Origin of the sequence: Rhodococcus sp. Q1 (assembly GCF_004153645.1) — a bacterium.
Classification (GTDB): Bacteria; Actinomycetota; Actinomycetes; order Mycobacteriales; family Mycobacteriaceae; genus Rhodococcus; species Rhodococcus gordoniae.
Window position 1 is genome coordinate 576,058 of sequence record NZ_SDMJ01000004.1, and the last position, 16,707, is coordinate 592,764.

The 16,707-nt window shown below is 67.0% G+C and carries 14 protein-coding genes; 4 read left to right on the forward strand and 10 right to left on the reverse strand.

Annotated features, from left to right (window positions below; translation table 11 throughout):
• Positions 1 to 80 precede the first annotated feature (80 nt).
• The 4 genes from bphC to EQ874_RS14970 form a co-directional block, all read right to left on the reverse strand.
• Entirely contained in the window at positions 81 to 1,004 is a 924-nt protein-coding gene (gene bphC, locus EQ874_RS14955) for a biphenyl-2,3-diol 1,2-dioxygenase (protein ID WP_064063455.1), read from the reverse strand.
• Between the two features lie 34 nt (positions 1,005 to 1,038).
• A complete protein-coding gene (locus tag EQ874_RS14960; RefSeq protein ID WP_064063454.1) occupies positions 1,039 to 2,217 on the reverse strand; it encodes an acyl-CoA dehydrogenase family protein in 1,179 nt (392 codons plus the stop codon).
• Positions 2,218 to 2,387: 170 nt separating this feature from the next.
• Positions 2,388 to 3,254, reverse strand: a complete 867-nt coding sequence (locus tag EQ874_RS14965; RefSeq protein ID WP_016931766.1) for an alpha/beta fold hydrolase — start codon at positions 3,252 to 3,254, stop codon at positions 2,388 to 2,390.
• Positions 3,255 to 3,350: 96 nt separating this feature from the next.
• The gene (locus EQ874_RS14970) at positions 3,351 to 4,238 is read right to left on the reverse strand and encodes an IclR family transcriptional regulator (RefSeq protein WP_064063453.1); all 888 of its coding nucleotides are present in this window, start codon (positions 4,236 to 4,238) and stop codon (positions 3,351 to 3,353) included.
• A 270-nt stretch (positions 4,239 to 4,508) separates the two neighbouring features.
• Here EQ874_RS14970 and EQ874_RS14975 point away from each other — a divergent pair, with 270 nt between their 5' ends.
• From EQ874_RS14975 to EQ874_RS14985, 3 genes are all read left to right on the forward strand, one after another.
• On the forward strand, positions 4,509 to 5,654 hold the full coding sequence (locus tag EQ874_RS14975; RefSeq protein ID WP_064063452.1) for a 12-oxophytodienoate reductase: 1,146 nt from the start codon (positions 4,509 to 4,511) through the stop codon (positions 5,652 to 5,654).
• A gap of 226 nt (positions 5,655 to 5,880) precedes the next feature.
• Positions 5,881 to 7,227, forward strand: coding sequence for an MFS transporter (locus EQ874_RS14980; protein ID WP_064063495.1), 1,347 nt, complete (start codon positions 5,881 to 5,883; stop codon positions 7,225 to 7,227).
• Between the two features lie 119 nt (positions 7,228 to 7,346).
• Positions 7,347 to 8,399 (forward strand): ferredoxin--NADP reductase, encoded by a 1,053-nt coding sequence (locus EQ874_RS14985; protein WP_129977233.1) that lies wholly within the window; start codon positions 7,347 to 7,349, stop codon positions 8,397 to 8,399.
• Positions 8,400 to 8,464: 65 nt separating this feature from the next.
• Here the strand turns inward: EQ874_RS14985 and EQ874_RS14990 are convergent, their stop codons facing one another.
• From EQ874_RS14990 to EQ874_RS15010, 5 genes are all read right to left on the reverse strand, one after another.
• Positions 8,465 to 9,268: an SDR family NAD(P)-dependent oxidoreductase gene (locus EQ874_RS14990; RefSeq protein ID WP_016931761.1), complete on the reverse strand. Its 804-nt coding sequence runs from the start codon at positions 9,266 to 9,268 to the stop codon at positions 8,465 to 8,467.
• A 52-nt stretch (positions 9,269 to 9,320) separates the two neighbouring features.
• Positions 9,321 to 9,590 (reverse strand): hypothetical protein, encoded by a 270-nt coding sequence (locus EQ874_RS14995; RefSeq protein WP_129977234.1) that lies wholly within the window; start codon positions 9,588 to 9,590, stop codon positions 9,321 to 9,323.
• Positions 9,591 to 9,601: 11 nt separating this feature from the next.
• Positions 9,602 to 10,795 (reverse strand): Rieske 2Fe-2S domain-containing protein, encoded by a 1,194-nt coding sequence (locus EQ874_RS15000; RefSeq protein ID WP_277986190.1) that lies wholly within the window; start codon positions 10,793 to 10,795, stop codon positions 9,602 to 9,604.
• 170 nt (positions 10,796 to 10,965) lie between these two features.
• Complete coding sequence (locus EQ874_RS15005) at positions 10,966 to 12,645, reverse strand: AMP-binding protein (protein WP_129977236.1); 1,680 nt, start codon at positions 12,643 to 12,645, stop codon at positions 10,966 to 10,968.
• 26 nt (positions 12,646 to 12,671) lie between these two features.
• Positions 12,672 to 13,484, reverse strand: a complete 813-nt coding sequence (locus EQ874_RS15010; protein ID WP_129977237.1) for a MaoC/PaaZ C-terminal domain-containing protein — start codon at positions 13,482 to 13,484, stop codon at positions 12,672 to 12,674.
• A 237-nt stretch (positions 13,485 to 13,721) separates the two neighbouring features.
• On the opposite strand from EQ874_RS15010, the gene EQ874_RS15015 reads away from it, so the two are divergent.
• The gene (locus tag EQ874_RS15015) at positions 13,722 to 15,401 is read left to right on the forward strand and encodes a class I adenylate-forming enzyme family protein (RefSeq protein WP_016931756.1); all 1,680 of its coding nucleotides are present in this window, start codon (positions 13,722 to 13,724) and stop codon (positions 15,399 to 15,401) included.
• Between the two features lie 70 nt (positions 15,402 to 15,471).
• Here the strand turns inward: EQ874_RS15015 and EQ874_RS15020 are convergent, their stop codons facing one another.
• Positions 15,472 to 16,689: an acetyl-CoA C-acetyltransferase gene (locus EQ874_RS15020; RefSeq protein WP_026002776.1), complete on the reverse strand. Its 1,218-nt coding sequence runs from the start codon at positions 16,687 to 16,689 to the stop codon at positions 15,472 to 15,474.
• Between the last annotated feature and the right edge of the window lie 18 nt (positions 16,690 to 16,707).

Sequence of the window (16,707 nt, forward strand, 5' to 3'; positions counted from 1 at the left end):
GGACAGGGCCACCGACGCGACGATGCCACGGCGTCGTACGCCGTGGCATCGTCGGAAGGTATCCGGGTGGACGAACTCGATCAGCCCACCGGAGGCGAGAACGCCGCGAGCGGTTCGGAACCCGACCAGTCGTGGCCCCAGTAACTGTCCGCGGTGATTTCCTCTGCGGTGTAGAAGGTCTCGTCGACGAGCATCCCCTCCGTGCCGAACTCGAGGTCCCATCCGCCCGGAGCCCGGACATAGAACGAGACCATCTTGTCGTTGGTGTGGCGGCCCAGCGTCGACGAAATCGAGAAACCGAGCTTGTTCACCCGATCCAGGGCCTGACCGACCGCGTCGAGGGTGTCGACCTCGAGCATCAGATGCACGAGACCGGGCGCACTCCCGGGCGGGGCCGGGCACAGCGCGAGGCTGTGATGACGGCGGTTGACGCCGAGGAAACGCACTCGCCGGACCGGCGGGGGGGCCGAGAGTCCGCCGAGCCGGGTCGCTCCGCGCGGGAGGAAACCGAGCACCTCGGTGTAGAACTCGTAGGACTCGGCGAAGGCTGCGGTGGGCAGGACGACATGTCCGAGCCCTTCCTCACCGGTGTGGAAGGTGCCACCGAAAGGCGTCACGATCGGGCTGTGGTCGAGCACCGGCCCGAAGAAGACCTCGGTGCGAGTTCCGCCCGGGTCGTCGAAAGCGATGACCTGCTCGGCGTCGCGGTAGGTGGACTCTTCCTCCGAGAGCACCTCCACCTCGATACCGGCCTTCTCGACCGCCTCGCGCACGCGGCGGAGAGCGAACTCGTCGCGCACCTCCCAGCCCACGGCGAGCGCCTTGTCGACCTCGCCGGGAAGCACGATCAGACGTGCACGGCGCTCGTCGATACGCAGGTAGAGACCGTCGGCCTCGGGCCCGGTACCGACCGCCATGCCGAGCCCGTCGACGACGAGTTCTCGCCACCGAGTGATGTCTGTGGTCTGGATCCTGAGATAACCCAGGCCCCGGATGTCCGTCATATCCGAATATTCCTTCGCCGTCAGTGGTGTGATGTCAGATCATCGACCGCATCATGCCCTGCGGCTCCTCGCCGAGCTGGCAGAGCGTCGCGGCATGGAAGATGGATCCGGGCACGTGGATGGCGTGGCTCAGACCCGCGTGGGCGTCGCGCCAGAAGCGCTGCAGCGGATTGCTCAACTGCAGTGCGCCACCGCCGGCACGGCCGAAGATCTCGTCGACCGCTGCCACGGCCCGCCAAGCGGCGGCCGTCTGCGTGCGCCGGCCGATGGCGCGCTGTTCGAAGGTGACCTCCACGCCCTTCTCCGTCAGATCCCAGAAACGATCGACGGTCTCGAGGATGGCGGCCCGGGACGCGGCGATCTCCGCGGCAGCGTTGCCGAGGGACGACAAGACGTAGGGATCCTGCTTGATGGCCGTGCCGGACACCGTGACCCGCTCACGCTGCGACTCGATGTAGCAGTTCAGAGCGCCCTCGGCGATACCGATGAGCGACGAGGTGATACCGAGCGGGAAGATGCACGAGAACGGGAACTTGTAGAGCGTTTCGTCCCGGCCGGCGTCCTGCCATGCCACACCGCCCATGACGCGCTCCGCGCGCAGGGTGCGGTACTCGGGGAGGAAGGCATCCTTGACGATGAGGTCCTTGGATCCGGTGCCACGCAGACCGACCACGTTCCAGCTCTCGTGGTCGATGGTGTAGTCGGACCGCGGCAGGAGCACGTGCAGGCTCTGTGGCGGGTTGAGCCGGTTGCCGTCCTTGTCGCCCACGGCCGCGCCGATCATCACCCAGTCGCAGTGATCGGTGCCCGAGGAGAACGACCAGCGGCCGTTGAGGATGTACCCGCCGTCGACGGGGGTCGCGACACCCATCGGCGCGTACGGGGAGGCGATCCAGGTGTCGGGATTCTCGCCCCACACCTCTTCCTGTGCCTTCGGGTCGAAGAAGGCCATCTCCCACGGGTGGACACCGACGATGCCGCTGACCCAGCCGGTCGCGCCGTCCATCGCACCGATGGCCATGGCCGTCTCCGCGAATTCCCGCGGGTGCGCTTCGAGACCGCCGAATTCCTTCGGCTGCAGGAGCCGGATGACACCGGCGTCACGGAGTCTTTTTGCGCTGCGGTCGGTCAGACGCATGAGGGTGTCGCCTTCGGCGCCGTCTGCGCGGATTTCGTCTGCGAACTCCGAAACGGAGTCGAGCACCTGTCCCATGATCTCTCCAGCTCTGTGAGGGTGACGCCCCCGGTACGGCATGGTGAGCGTCGGTTCCGTTGGCGCTTACGGTCCCAGGAGAACGGTTCTCGTATCGTGGATTTTCCACTGAGCGGGAACCGCTCGGCCGGCGCCGAGGGTACCCGGCGGGCACCCTCGGCGACCGGTGCCTAGGAGTCTTCTCGGGTGAGGAACGCGAGCACGGTCGACAGCCATGCCTCGCGTGCTTCGATCATCGTCCAGTGCCCGCAATTGGGGAACACGTGCAGTTCACCCCGGCGCAGCTCGCGCATCGGGAGCATTCCCATGTCCACGGGACTGACACGGTCGTCCCGGCCCCAGGTGAGCAGGGTCGGCGCGGTGATCTTGTGCAGCTGAGCCCAGTACGGGGTGGCGTCGGAGGCGGCCGCGGCCTTCGCGGACGCGGCGAAAGCAGCAGTGCTGTACATACGCCGCGCGATCTCGAGGGTCTTCGGTTCGGTGGCGAGTGCCCACCGCTCCTCGATGAGTTCCTCGGTGATGATCGCCGGGTCGTACACCATGGAACGCAGCCAGCGGACGAGCTTCTCCCGGGTCGGATCGTCGGTGAACTCCATGAGCAACCGGATGCCCTCGCCGGGGGACGGAGCGAAGACCGACCGTCCCGCCCCTCCGATGGTGACCAGTTTCTTCACCCGATCGGGCTGGGCGATGGCGAATTGCGTTCCGACGATTCCGCCCATCGAGTTACCGATGACGGAGACCCGGTCGAGGCCGAGTCCGTCGAGGAAGTCCGTCACGGCCACCGACGCCATCGCCATCGGGTGGCCCTCGCACGGATCGCTCACTCCGAAGCCCGGAAATTCCAGGACCAGGCAGCGGAAGTGCTCCGCGAGATCGGCGAGCACCCCTCGGTAGTTCCGCCAACCGGTGACACCCGGCCCGGATCCGTGGAGCAGCAGGAGCGGTTCACCCTGGCCCGCTTCGTGATACCGGAGGGTGCCGCGGTCGGTCGCGAGTTCCCTCGCCGTGGTCTCGAAACTCAATTGCGTCGTCATACCGACGAGGTTTCCAGTGATCCCACTCACGTCGCGCGTACGCTCCCGATCACCGGGATGCCCCGAGCAGGGACCGGGGGTGCGGGCGTATGAGTGTTACATCCAGCCGTCGGACTGCGTTGCGAGCATGCGTTCCATGACCTGCGGTGACCACGACGCATCCGCCGCCCGAGCGGCACGATTGCGGCGGGGGGTGCTCAGTTCGGGGTACAGCGTGCGGGAGATGTCCCGGACGGCGTTGGCGACCAGCGGTGCAATGCGTTCGAGGTGTCCGGGGCGGGTGGGCCCGCACAGGGAGATCGCGGCGACGGGCGACGCAGGGCTGCGGATCGCGGCGCCCACGCAGGACATACCGGCGGTGGCCTCGCCGGTTTCGAAGGCCAGGCCGTGACGGCGGCGGATCCGGTTGAGTTCGAGGTGCAGGGTCGACAGGTCGGTGATGGTCCGCTCCGTGCGCGGGGGCAGTTGCGGACCCACGTAGAGAGCATCGACCTGCTCGGGTTCGAGACCTGCGAGCAGTGCCTTACCGCCGGCGGTGGCATAGGCGGGTGCGCGTCCCCCGACACGGGAGGGCAGCGCTGCGGCGAGCTGACCACCGATCTTGTCGAGGTAGACGCAGTCGCGACCGTCGAGCACGGACAGGTGCGCGACCATGCCCGTCGTCATGTGCAGTTCGTGGAGCAGGGGCGCCGCCGCCTCGCGGATGCGGATGTGCCCGCCGTCGCCCTCACCCATGGTCTTGGCGCGGCGACCGAGGCAGTACCCGAAGGATGCGTGGTCGATCCAGTCGAGCCGTACCATCTGGTCGAGGATGCGGTGGACCGTCGAGCGCGGCAGGTGAGTGCGGCACGCGACTTCCTCGAGGGTGAGCCTGGAGGACATGTCGTCGAACGCGTCGAGAATGAGGGTCATACGTTCGACCATCGACGCGGGCAGTTCGCGCTTCGATGCCTGGGAGACCTGCGCATGTTGCGAGTCGGACATCGCCACCCTTTCTCCGAACCTGGTCACCCACCACAGCGACGAAACTGAAATTGATTCTTGTGGGCGCTCTCCAGAGTACTCGATGGTGACCTGTTGCACAATTCCCGTTGAGCGGACACCCCGCGGGCCGGACGGCCTCGCCGCTCCCTCCGCGCGTCTCACTGAGCAGGAGATACTCGGCCTCGCGGCTCGGACTGTGGGTACAACCGAGGCGCGGGCCGAATCCGCCCTGCAGCCGTCATCCTACGAGTCGAAAGAGCCGAGACCGCGATGCCAGAAACCGAGTCCCCCCTCTTCCGCCCCCTGACGGTGCGCTCTCTCGAGCTCCGCAACCGCATCGTGATGTCCCCGATGACCCGCTCCTACTCGCCGGGTGGCGTGCCCGGTGCGGACGTCGTCGAGTACTACCGACGCCGGGCCGCGGGCGGTACCGCCCTGATCGTCACCGAGGGTGTCGCCATCGACCACCCGACGGCGGTCGACAACTCGCGGGTGCCGCACATGTACGGCGAAGCAGCCCTCGAAGGCTGGCGCCGCGTCGTCGATGCCGTCCACGCCGAAGGTGGACGTATCGTTCCTCAGCTCTGGCATGTCGGCCCCCTCTGGGGGGCGATGACCGCCGATGTCGATCCCGCTCTCACCCCCATGCGGCCGTCCGGTATCTGGGGCGAGCTCGGCGTCACGTCCTACGGGAAGAGCTACGTCGAACGGGCATCCGCCCCCACACGGGCCATGACCCTCGAGGACATCGAGCAGGTCGTCGCCGCCTACGCCGACGCCGCCGCCGCGGCGGCCCGGGTCGGCTTCGACGGCATCGCCCTGCACGGAGGGCACGGTTACCTGCTCGACTCGTTCCTCTGGGAGGGAACGAATCTCCGTGACGACGAATGGGGCGGAGACCTCACGCGCCGCACCCGCTTCCCTGCTGCGGTTGTCGCCGCGATCCGCTCGCGCATCGGCGACGACCTGCCGATCTTCTACCGGTTCTCACAGCACAAGCAGCAGAACTACGAAGCGCGGATCGCCCACACGCCGGACGAGCTGAAAGCCGTCCTCACGCCGTTGGCCGAAGCAGGTGTCGACGTGTTCGACGCGAGCATCCGACGTTTCGACATGCCGGCATTCGAAGGCAGCGACCTCACGCTCGCGGGCTGGGCGAAGAAGGTCACCGGAGCACTCTCGATGGCGGTGGGCAGCGTGGGAATCGCGACCTCCTTGCGCGAGAGCCGCCTGCAGGGCAGTGCGCCCGTGCGCAACAACGTCCCCGAACTCGAACGACGTTTGGGCGAAGACGAATTCGACCTGATCGCCATCGGACGTCTGCATCTGGCCGACCCGGCGCTCGCAACGACCCTGCGCACCGGTGCCGAGCTGCCCGAGTTCGATCGCACGGTGCACGAGGCCGCACTCATCTGATCTCCGGCACGCGGTCCCGCTCATCGGGATCACAGAGCGGGACGACTCTCACCTGCTCTAGAAAGTGATCCGAGACACTCCCATTCGTGGGTCGGGAACCGCGGCCCGAGATCGGGTCGCCGAGAGTATGGAATGTGCTGTGACGTCCTACGCCAACGAACTCTCCCACTCGGAATCCGTGGCCCGCACAGGTCGGGGCCGATTCGACCGGCGGCAACCGGTGTGGGTGATCGTGTCGGTCCTGATCGCCGTCGAGATCATCAGTGCGTTCGAAACATCCATGATGTTCGCCGCGATTCCGACGCTCATCACCGAATTCGGTAGCGACGCATCGACGGTCGGGTGGGCTGTGACGGCCTTCCTGCTCGTGTCCGCGGCATCCGCCGCGGTGTGCGGGCGGCTCGGCGACATGTACGGCCGGGAACGGATCCTGATGATCCTTCTCGCCGTCGCGGCGGTGGGTTCGACGGTCAGCGCTGTCGGTGACAGCCTCACCAGCATCATCGTCGGTCGCGCGATCCAGGGTGTGGCCGGTGCGATTCTGCCGCTGTGCATCGGCCTGGCACGCGAACACCTTCCGGCCGAGCGCGTTCCCGTCGCGGTGGCACTGATCTCCGGTTCCGCCGTCGCCGCGGGTTCGGCGTCGCTGCTCGTCGCCGGCCTGCTGATCGACAACGCCAGCTGGCACATGATCTTCGTCGTGGCGGCCGTCTATGCGCTCTTCGCGCTGCTGCTCGTCTGGTTCGTCCTTCCCTGGCGCCGCCCCACCGGGACCTCCGAGAAGATCGACTACCTCGGAGCGGTGGGCTTCGCCGGTGCTGTCGCCGCGATCCTGCTCGGTGTCAACAAGTCCCAGGCGTGGGGTTGGTCCGATGCGCGCACCCTGGGCCTCATCCTCGGTGGCACCGTCGCACTGGTCCTGTTCGTGCGGTGGGAACTCCGGATCCCCTCCCCCATCATCAACGTGCGCCTGTTCACCGATCGCAAGTTCTCCCTCACGATGCTGGCCACCGTGGCGATCGCGGCAGGACCACTGGGTGTGATCACCATGATCATCCCGATCATCATGCAGACGCCCTCGACCGGCGGCTTCGGCCTCGGTCTCAGCGCGACGCACGCAGGCTGGCTGTCGTTCATCGGCTCCCTGTTCGGCTTCGTGTGCACCCCGCTGAGCGGACGGATCTCCGCCGCAGTGGGTTCACGGGTGTCGATGCTGCTCGGTACCGGCCTCTTCGTCGTCGGAACCGTCGTCATGCTCACGGCACACCACTCCGTGGTCGCCATGACCGCGATGGTCGTGGTGGTCTCCGTCGCCACCGCCTTCGCCTACACGGCAATTCCCAATCTGATCGTCGAGGCAGTGCCCGAGCACAACACGAGCGAGACGACCGGCACGAACGCCGTGCTGCGCACCGCGGGCCAGGGCGTCGGTACGTCGATCGCCACCATGCTGCTCGCCTTCGCGGCGACCCCACTCGCCGGAATCAACATGGTCGGTGTCATGCTCATCGTCCTGTCCGTGGTCACGATCGGGATCACCGTGCTGATCCCCCGCACCGCACGCGCCGCCTGATCCCGAACAGCCTGTCTCCTCCCGGTGTCCCGATTACCGGGAGGAGACGCGCGTGTGTATCGGGCGGCGTTCTACCGTGGTCCGATCGAAAATTGTTGTATCGAAGGGAACCCGCTGCGATGACAGCCGTCCAGGCACCGGTCAGTTCACGTTCCGCTGTGCTGACCGTCAGTGCAGTCGTCCAGGAGACCGCAGACGCGTGTTCACTGGTGTTCGACGTACCACAGGATCGCCGCGCGGACTTCACCTACAAGCCCGGCCAGTTCCTGACCTTGCGCATCCCCAGCGAGGTGACGGGTTCCGTGGCTCGGTGCTACTCCCTGGCGAGCTCACCGCACGCCGACGAACCGCTCAAGGTCACGGTCAAGCGCACCGCCGACGGATACGGCTCGAACTGGCTGTGCGACAACATCACCGCCGGCCAGAGCATCGAGGTGCTGCCTCCCGCAGGAGTCTTCACCCCGGTCGACCTCACCGAGAAGCTCGTACTGTTCGCCGGCGGAAGCGGGATCACCCCCGTCATGTCGATCCTCAAGTCGGCACTGCACAGCGGAAACCGTAATGTGGTGGTGATCTACGGCAATCGTGACGAGAAGTCGGTCATCTTCGCCGAAGAACTCCGTGAGCTCGCCGCACGACACTCCGACGCCCTCACCGTCGTCCACTGGCTCGAGAGCGTGCAGGGCCTGCCGTCCCCGCAGCAGCTCGCGACCTTGATCTCCTCCTTCGCCGATCACCGCGCGTACATGTGCGGGCCCGGCCCGTTCATGGACACCGTCCGCAACAGCCTGCTCCTGGCAGGTGTCCCCAAGGACCGGATCCACGCCGAGGTCTTCACCTCGCTGTCCGGCGATCCGTTCGCCGACGTCCCCCTCGTCGAGATCGACGAGTCGGATGCCGACGCGACCTCTGCGACAGTGCAACTCGACGGCGAGGAGCACGAGCTCGTGTGGCCGCGCAGCGCCACTCTGGTGGACATCATGCTGTCCAAGGGACTGGACGTGCCGTATTCGTGCCGTGAGGGCGAGTGCGGATCGTGCGCGTGCACCGTCGTCGAAGGAGAGGTGGACACCCCGCCCTCCGCGATTCTCGACGAGGAGGACATCGCCAACGGTTACGTCCTCGCGTGCCAGGCCCGGCCGAAGAGCAAGAACGTGCGCATCGACTTCTGAGTCCCCCACAACGAGATCGTCCCCGGATGCCGTGAGGCACCCGGGGACGATCCGTATGTGGTGGATCAGCGATTGAGCAGTGCCCGCATCGCTGCCGCGGCACCGTGGACGAGCTTGTCGCGAGGGAACCCGCTGCGCTTGACCGCGGCCTCGTAGTTGCCGCCCGCGACCCATACGGGACCGTCCTGGAGGTGTTCGAGACCCTCGCGCGCGACATCCTCCGGCTCGGCAACGAGCATCCCGGGAATGTCGAAGTTCAGACCCGCGCGCACCATCGCGGGCGTACGGGTCACACCGAGGACGAGTTCGACGACGTGCACACCGTGCGGCGCGAGTTCGAGCCACAGGCTCTCGGCGAAGACGCGACTGAACGCCTTCGATGCCGCGTAGATGCTCTGATGCTCGGCTCCCATGTACCCGGAGAGCGATCCGAGCAGCATGATGCCACCGCGACCGCGTTCCTTCATCGGTCCACCGAACAGATGCGACAACTCGACCTGACGGTGGACGTTGAGTTCGATCACACCGCGGAATCCGTCGATGTCACCGGTGACGAACTCGTGGCCGTAGCTGTTGGCGCCGGCGTTGAAGATGAACAGCCCGACCTCGATGTCCTCGGTCGCCCGGCGGATCTGGTCCACCGCGTCGTCGTCGAGGAGGTCCAGCGCGAGAGTGCGCACCTGCACGCCGTTGCTGCGCGCCTTGTCCGCCGTCTCCTCGAGAGGTCCCGGCTTACGGGCGATGAGCACGAGATCGAATCCCGCGCGGCTCAGTTCGTCGGCGAACGCCGCACCGACACCTTCGGATCCGCCGGCGATGACGGCCCACGGGCCGTAGTGCGAGCGATCGAGGTCGAGACGTTCGGTCATGATCGGGTCCTTACGGGAAGTAGTCGGAAAACGAGAGTTCGGTGCGTGGACGTCAGTGCACGATGGGAGGTTTGATCGGGGTGTCGTCGAACACCTCGATGACGCCCGCGGTGGCCGCCCGGGTGATCGCCGCATCCAGATGCGGACACGACATCCGGGGCGCGCCGGGGCGGCCGTCGCGACCGTCGTGGTCCTGAACGACAGGACAACGACGGCGCGCGTCGGCGTTCCACTGGATGGACGTGTGCTCCCAGCTGTTCTTCTGGACCAGCACCTGCGCGGCGCATTCGCCGCACCGCAACGGCTCCATCCGGTTCTGCATGTTCTCCGCTCCTAGTCCGCGGTGGTGGACTGCTGCGCGCCGGCCTGTTCGGCAGCGCCGGCTCCGTCGAGGGCGGTCTTGCGAGCGATGTTCTCCTCGACCTCCTTCATCCAGGCCGCCACCGGACGGGTGGTGTCCATCTCGAATTCGAAGCGGTCGGTCATTTCCGGCTTGACGTCCTCGACGTCCACATAGAACTGCTCGTACCAGCGACGCAACTGGTAGACGGGGCCGTCCTCCTCGCACAGGAGCGGGTTGTCGATGCGCGTCTTGTTCCGCCAGATCTCGATGTCCTGCTCGAAGCCCTTGGCGATGAAGGTCCCGAACTGCTGAGCGGTCTGCAAGGCCTGCTCGCCTTCGAGACGGTCGGACTTCTTGACGATCATGCCGTACATCAGCACGAACTTGTCCTGGGAGACCGGATAGTGGCAGTTGATCAGAACCGACTCGACGTCGTACCCCACGTACTGGTAGACGAGGTCGTCGATCATGAAGGACGGTCCGAAATAGCTCGCATCCGAGCGGCTGCCCAGCATCTTCGGCTGTCCGGCCGCATGCGGACGGGCATCTTCCCGGGCCTGACCGCGCATGAACTGGCTCGCCACCTGTCCTTCGAAGACGTTCTTGAAGTACGTCGGGAAGGAGTAGTGCACATAGAAGAAGTGCGCCATGTCGACGATGTTGTCGATGATCTCACGGCAGTTCGTGTCGACCTCGGTGGTGTACCAGACCCAGTCGGTCCACTCGTCGCTCGTCGCACCTTCGATGCGCGGGATGGTCACGTCGGCCGGCGGCGGGTTCCCCTGCGGGTCGTGCCACACGAAGAGCATGCCGTCCTGGTCGAGGGTGTGCCATGCGCGGGTCTTCGCGATCGGAGGAACTCGCCGCGCATACGGGATGTTCTTGCAGCGACCGTTGCCGCCCCAGCGCCAATCGTGGAAGGGACACGCGATCTCGTCGCCCTTGACGGTGCCCCGGCTGAGGTCCCCGCCCATGTGCCGGCAGTACGCGTCGAGGATCTTGATCTCGTCGTTGCTGTCGGCCCACACCACGAGCTTGGTGCCGAAGGCCTCGACCGAGTGGGGCTTGCCGTCCTTGAAGTCCTTCGACAGACCCAGGCAGTGCCAGCCCCGGGCGAAGCGGGCGGGAGTCGACCCGGCGACGATCTCACGGATCTCGGATTGTTCGGAAGTGCCGAGGCTCACGGTCATCCGTCCTTTCGGGAGGAAGGGAAGCGTTGGGGTTCAGGCGACGGAGTCCGATGAAGCGTTCCGTCGCTATACGACCTGCACGCTAGGTGATCGGAATCACCCCTGATGAGGGCATCTCACTGGTCGAGACCTCCGCCGGTGCCGGAAACGGAGGCCCCCTGCGATCACGCGACCGTAGCGGGCTCCGCGGTCGGCAACAGGGCCGCCCGGCCGTTGGCGACGAACTCCTGCTCGATGCGCGCTCGCGCCTCGTCGTCGAGCAGAACGTACTCCGGCGTCCGTCCGACACGCACGTAGACCGGATCGGTGGTGTTCCACGCCACCGCCCGCAGCGGTGCCTTGTTCACCTTGTTGCTCCCCGTCAGCGGGATCTGTGCGGTGACGCGCACGAACCGCGGCCACCACTTGTCACCCATGTCGGGCTGCTCGGCGAGGACGGCCCCGAACACCGCCGGATCGAACTCCGCGCCGGGATCGAGTTCGACGGCGCACATGACCTGATCCCCGGTGGTCGGATCGGGCACGGCGAAGACCGGGGCGGACAGGATGCCCGGAACCCGGAGAACGATTCGTTCGACGGGGGCGGCGGAGAAGTTCTCGCTGTCGACACGGAGCCAGTCGGAGGATCTGCCCGCGAAGTAGAAGAAGTCGTTCTCGTCGCGGTATCCGAGGTCTCCCGACCAGAAGTCGTTCCCCTTGATCCGGTCGGCCATCGCCTCGGGGTTCTTGTAGTAGCCCTCGAAGGTGTGTGCGGTGTCGCAGGCGACGATCTGGCCGACAGCCTCACTGTTGAGGAGACGACCCGACTCGTCGAAGCGTGCGCGGGGACATTCCTTGCCCGTGGCCTCGTCGAGAATGCGGACGTCGACGTCACCGACGGCGACTCCGAGCGAACCGGCCGGGGTGTCCGGGGTGCGGTTGATGCGGAAGACCCCCTCGCTCATGCCGTAGCCTTCGACGACCGTGCACCCGAAACGTTCGGAGAAGCGGGCCACGTCGGCCTCGGACGCCTCGGTGCCGAACGCCAATTCCAGGGTGCTCGTGCGGTCGCGGGGGTCTTCGGGACGGCTCAGGACATACGACAGTGCCCGTCCCACATAGTTGACGAAGGTGGCGCCGTAGCGGTGGATGTCGTCGGAGAACCGGCTTGCGGAGAACTTCCGGATGAGGCAGACGGTCGCGCCGGCCCGCATGGCCGTGCCGAGGTTGAGCATGACCGCGTTGCCGTGGAAGAGCGGCATGCACAGATAGGCGACCGAATCCTCGCGCATGCGCACACGCTCGGTGAGCGGCCCGAGAAGGCGGGCCAATCGTCCCTGCCCGACGATGACGGCCTTCGGCGCACCGGTGGACCCGGAACTGAACAGCAGCAGCGCGATGTCGTCGGCGGACGGGATCGTCTCCGGCAGGTCTGCACCGCGGAACGGCTCGAGGAACTGCCCGTACCGCGCGTCGTCGATGTCGTAGATCCTGTCGTCGGCGAGACCGTGATCGACGCCCTCGAGCAGGTGCGAGAGCCGGGATTCGGTGATCACCAGGTCGATATCCGCGTGCCGGATGTCCCGGGCGATCTCCGGGCCGCTACGGCTGGCGTTGATGCCCACGACTGCCGCCCCGGCCATCGCGCCGGCGCCGATCCAGAAGACGAAGTCGGGGACGTTCTCGAGCAGCACCCCGATGTGGCGCTGCCGATCCGCGGGAGCAGGCACGGTCGCGATGAGCGCGGCGGCACGATCCGAGCTCTCCTGCACCACCTCGTCCCAGGTCCACTGCCGGTCCTCGAAACGCAACCCCACCTTCGGGTCACCGTGACGAGCGCGCACTACTTCTGCGAACGTGTCCAAGTCTTTCCTCCAGACGGTTGTGGCAATCAAGCGAATACGGCGCGACCGCCGGACAGGACGGAACCGGTCTCCGTGACGACGTCGAACCGGGCGTCCGCGGCATCACCCCAGGCGCGCACCTGCGCGGTGTCGCCGGGGAAGACGGGGGCCGCGAACCGGCCGAACAACGTCGTGAGGTCGGCGGGGTGGACCCCGAGCATGCGTGCGAGCGGCAACGTCGCGGCGGCCAGCGTGCACAGTCCGTGCAGGATGGGGCGGGGCTGCCCGATCCGCGCCGCGGCGTCGGGATCGATGTGGATGTGGTGCCGGTCACCGGTCAGCCGATAGAGAACGGCCTGATCCGGGCTGGTCACGAGGGTGCCGACGAGGTCGGCGTCACCCTCCGGCGCCGCCGGTGCCGACGGCCCGCGTTCGCCGCCGAAGCCGCCCGCTCCGGGCGCGAACAACGACCACGTCGCGACGAAGAAATCGCTCTCCACGACGACCTCGAAGACGGCCGCCCGGCCCTTGTCCCAGACCTCCCCCACGCGCGCGGACATCGTGATCTGCCCTGATCGCGGCAACGGCGCGCGAACCTCGAGACTCTGGGAACCGTGGAGCGCGGTGCTCGTGTCGAATGCGCCGAGCGCACCGAGCGCATCCGGCGCCCACTGGGCGAGGGTCAGCGCGAAGGTCGGCAGTACCCGCAACCGGTCCTCGAACACGAGGTCGAGGTCGGTCGCGCCGGCCCCCACGGCAAGCGCGTACAGGATCGCGTCCCGTTCGTCGTAACCGATCGTGCGGGTGCCCAGATCGTGGCCGCGCCACTGCGCGGGCGACGACGCGGTCGTTGCGGTCATGCGGATGGAAGTCCTTTCTCACAGAGGGCGCCGGGCGGCGGCCCGACCGAGACAGGACCTCGCTTCCCACAGACGCCCAGGTCACAGGCTAAAGAGACAGGTGGTGCCCGTCACCGCCCGTCCCACTCACCGGTACATTCGAAGCCGGGGTGACCGGCCGTGAGATTCTGGCGGTACGCACTGGATGGAGGAGGGGACGTTCGTGAAGCGTGCAGGGGAACAGATGGGATTCGAGCGATGACCATCCCCTCCGATCCCTCCCACTACGTCGATCAGCTCGTGTCGCGACTGACCGGTCCGGGCGGCGAGTTCGAAATCGCGGTACAGGACGTCCTGGGTACCGAGATGCCCGTCATGCGCAAGCGCGATCTCGCCGTCGCGGATCTGCTCTCCCAGTCCCTCGTCTGGGGAGACCGCGAGTACCTGGTCACGTCCGATCGGCGCATCACGTTCGCCGAGAATGCGCGCATGTCCTACGCCCTCGCGGCCGCACTGCACGAGCGATACGGGGTGCGGACGGGCGACCGCGTGGCGATCCTGTCGGCGAACCGGATCGAATGGATCACCGCGTTCTGGGCGACGCAGGCTCTCGGCGCGATCTCGGTGGGCCTGAACGCCTGGTGGGTGCAGCCGGAACTCGAGTTCGGTATCCACCACTCCCGGCCCCGGGTGCTCTTCGTCGACGGTCCCCGCGCTGCCGCCGTGGCCGGCATCGACCGCGCACGGACCGTGGTGCTGTCGATCGAGGAGGACCTGCCGCGCCTCATCGCCGAATTCGACGGCGCGCAACCGCCTCCCCCGCGGGTCGCCGAGGACGATCCGGCCGTCCTCCTGTACACCTCCGGCACGAGTGGTGATCCGAAGGGTGCGCTGCACTCCCAGCGCAATCTGCTGGCGGTGGTCGACTACCACCGGTACCTCGACGCGATCACGACGATCTGGACCGGCGGCACCTACACCCGGGCCACGCCGTCGGATGCCCGGTATCTGCTGACATCCTCGCTGTTCCACATCACGAGCCTGCACAACACGATCGTGCCCCGCCTGGCCACCGGCAGCACCGTGGTGATGAACCAGGGGTGGTTCGGAGTACGCCCCGTCCTCGAACTCATCGAGTCCGAGCAGGTCACGCACTGGATGGCCGTGCCGTCGATGGCGGCGCGAATGCTCGAGGACGAGGACCTCGACGGATACGACCTCACCTCCCTCACGCGGTTCACCCTGTCGTCGGAGCCGCTGACACCCGAGTTCAAACAGCAGCTGCGCGAACGGCTTCCGTTCGGCCGGCAAGCGATGGTCGACAGCTACACCATCACCGAATGCAGTACCTCGATCGCGGTGGCCTCCGCCGCGGAACTCGAGCAGTATCCGGGCACGGTGGGCGCACCGATCATCACCGTGAGCCTCGAGATCCGGGATCAGACGGGCGCGTGGCTGCCCGACGGGCATGTGGGTGAGGTGTGTGTCCGCAGCCCCTTCGTGATGTTGGGCTACTGGGACGACGAAGCAGCGACGGCGGAGGCCATCACCCCCGACCGCTGGTTGCGCACAGGGGATTTCGGTTTCGTGGAGGACGGCCGGTTGCGCCTGGTGGGCCGGCGGGCGGATCTGATCCATCAGAACGGCGAGAACGTCTATCCCTCGGAGGTCGAACGCGTGCTGGCCCAGCACCCGGCCGTCCGCGAGTGCCTGGTGACCGGCGTGCCCCACCCCGAATGGGGGCAGGAGGTCGCCGCGGTGGTCGCGCTCGTCGAGGGCTCCTCGGTCACCTCCGAGGAACTGACGACCTTCGCTTCCGAGCATCTCGCCTACTTCAAGGTCCCGACGCAGTGGACACTGACCCGCAGTCTGCTGCCGCGCAACGCCACCGGAAAGATCATCCGCAAGCGCTGGCGGGACACCCACGGACCCTGGTGACCCCCTACGAATCCTGACTGCCGCTGCGGGTGGGCCGAGACCGGACCCGGCCCACCCGCGAGACATTCCGTCAGCTCAGGCGCTCGAGCACCATCGCCATGCCCTGGCCGCCGCCGACGCACATCGTCTCGACACCGAACTGCTTGTCGTGAGTGCGCAGATTGTTGATGAGCGTCGTGGTGATCCGGGCACCGGTCATACCGAAGGGGTGACCCAGTGCGATCGCCCCACCGGCGACGTTGAGCTTGTCCTCGTCGATACCCAGCTCACGTGCCGAACCGAGCACCTGCACGGCGAAGGCCTCGTTGATCTCGAACAGGTCGATGTCGCCGATGCCCATGTTCGCATTCGCGAGGGCCTTGCGGGTGGCGTCGATCGGCCCGAGGCCCATGATCTCCGGCGACAGGCCCGAGACACCCGTGGAGACGATCCGGGCGAGCGGGGTCAGCCCGAGTTCCTTCGCCTTGACGTCGGACATGATCACCAGGGCGGCCGCACCGTCGTTGAGCGGGCACGCGTTGCCGGCGGTCACGGTGCCGTCCGGACGGAAGACCGGCTTGAGCTGGCTGACCGCCTCGTAGGTGGTGCCCGGACGCGGGCCGTCGTCGGTGGACACGACCGTGCCGTCGGCGAGGGTCACCGGGGTGATCTCCCGCTCGAAGAAGCCGCTCGCGATCGCTTCCTCGGCGCGGTTGTGCGAGCGCACGCCCCAGCGGTCCTGGTCCTCGCGGGAGATCCCGGTGAACGACGCGACGTTCTCCGCGGTCTGCCCCATGCCGAGGTAGACATCCGGCAGGAGTCCCTCGCTGCGCGGGTCGGTCCACTTCACGCCGCCTTCGGCGAGCGTGGCACTGCGGGCCTGTGCATCGTCGAACAGCGGGTTCTTCGTGTTCGGCAGACCGTCGGCGTTGCCGGTGACGAAGCTCGACACCGACTCGACGCCGGCCGAGACGAACACCTCGCCCTCGCCGGCCTTGATGGCGTGCAGCGCCATGCGGGTGGTCTGCAGCGACGACGAGCAGTAGCGGTTGACCGTGACACCGGGCAGGAAGTCGTAGCCGAGCTGGACGGCGACGACGCGGGCGATGTTGAAGCCGGACTGGCCGGCGGGCTGACCGCAGCCGAGCATCAGGTCGTCGATCTCGGCGGGGTCGAGGTCGGGAACCTTCGCCAGCGCCGCCGCGACCATCTGCGTCGCCAGGTCGTCCGGGCGGATCGACGCAAGCGAGCCCTTGCGTGCTCGTCCGATCGGCGACCGTACTGCGGACACGATTACTGCTTCGGGCATCTTCTCTCCTCGGTGTTC

Coding starts and splice junctions, on each gene's coding strand:
- EQ874_RS14965 (WP_016931766.1), bottom strand. CDS start 3,254: ATGACGACGCAATTGAGTTTCGAGACCACGGCGAGGGAACTCGCGACC.
- EQ874_RS14970 (WP_064063453.1), bottom strand. CDS start 4,238: ATGTCCGACTCGCAACATGCGCAGGTCTCCCAGGCATCGAAGCGCGAA.
- EQ874_RS14995 (WP_129977234.1), bottom strand. CDS start 9,590: ATGCAGAACCGGATGGAGCCGTTGCGGTGCGGCGAATGCGCCGCGCAG.
- EQ874_RS14990 (WP_016931761.1), bottom strand. CDS start 9,268: ATGACCGAACGTCTCGACCTCGATCGCTCGCACTACGGCCCGTGGGCC.
- EQ874_RS15010 (WP_129977237.1), bottom strand. CDS start 13,484: ATGACCGCAACGACCGCGTCGTCGCCCGCGCAGTGGCGCGGCCACGAT.
- EQ874_RS15020 (WP_026002776.1), bottom strand. CDS start 16,689: ATGCCCGAAGCAGTAATCGTGTCCGCAGTACGGTCGCCGATCGGACGA.
- EQ874_RS15015 (WP_016931756.1), top strand. CDS start 13,722: ATGACCATCCCCTCCGATCCCTCCCACTACGTCGATCAGCTCGTGTCG.
- bphC (WP_064063455.1), bottom strand. CDS start 1,004: ATGACGGACATCCGGGGCCTGGGTTATCTCAGGATCCAGACCACAGAC.
- EQ874_RS14975 (WP_064063452.1), top strand. CDS start 4,509: ATGCCAGAAACCGAGTCCCCCCTCTTCCGCCCCCTGACGGTGCGCTCT.
- EQ874_RS14985 (WP_129977233.1), top strand. CDS start 7,347: ATGACAGCCGTCCAGGCACCGGTCAGTTCACGTTCCGCTGTGCTGACC.
- EQ874_RS14960 (WP_064063454.1), bottom strand. CDS start 2,217: ATGGGACAGGTGCTCGACTCCGTTTCGGAGTTCGCAGACGAAATCCGC.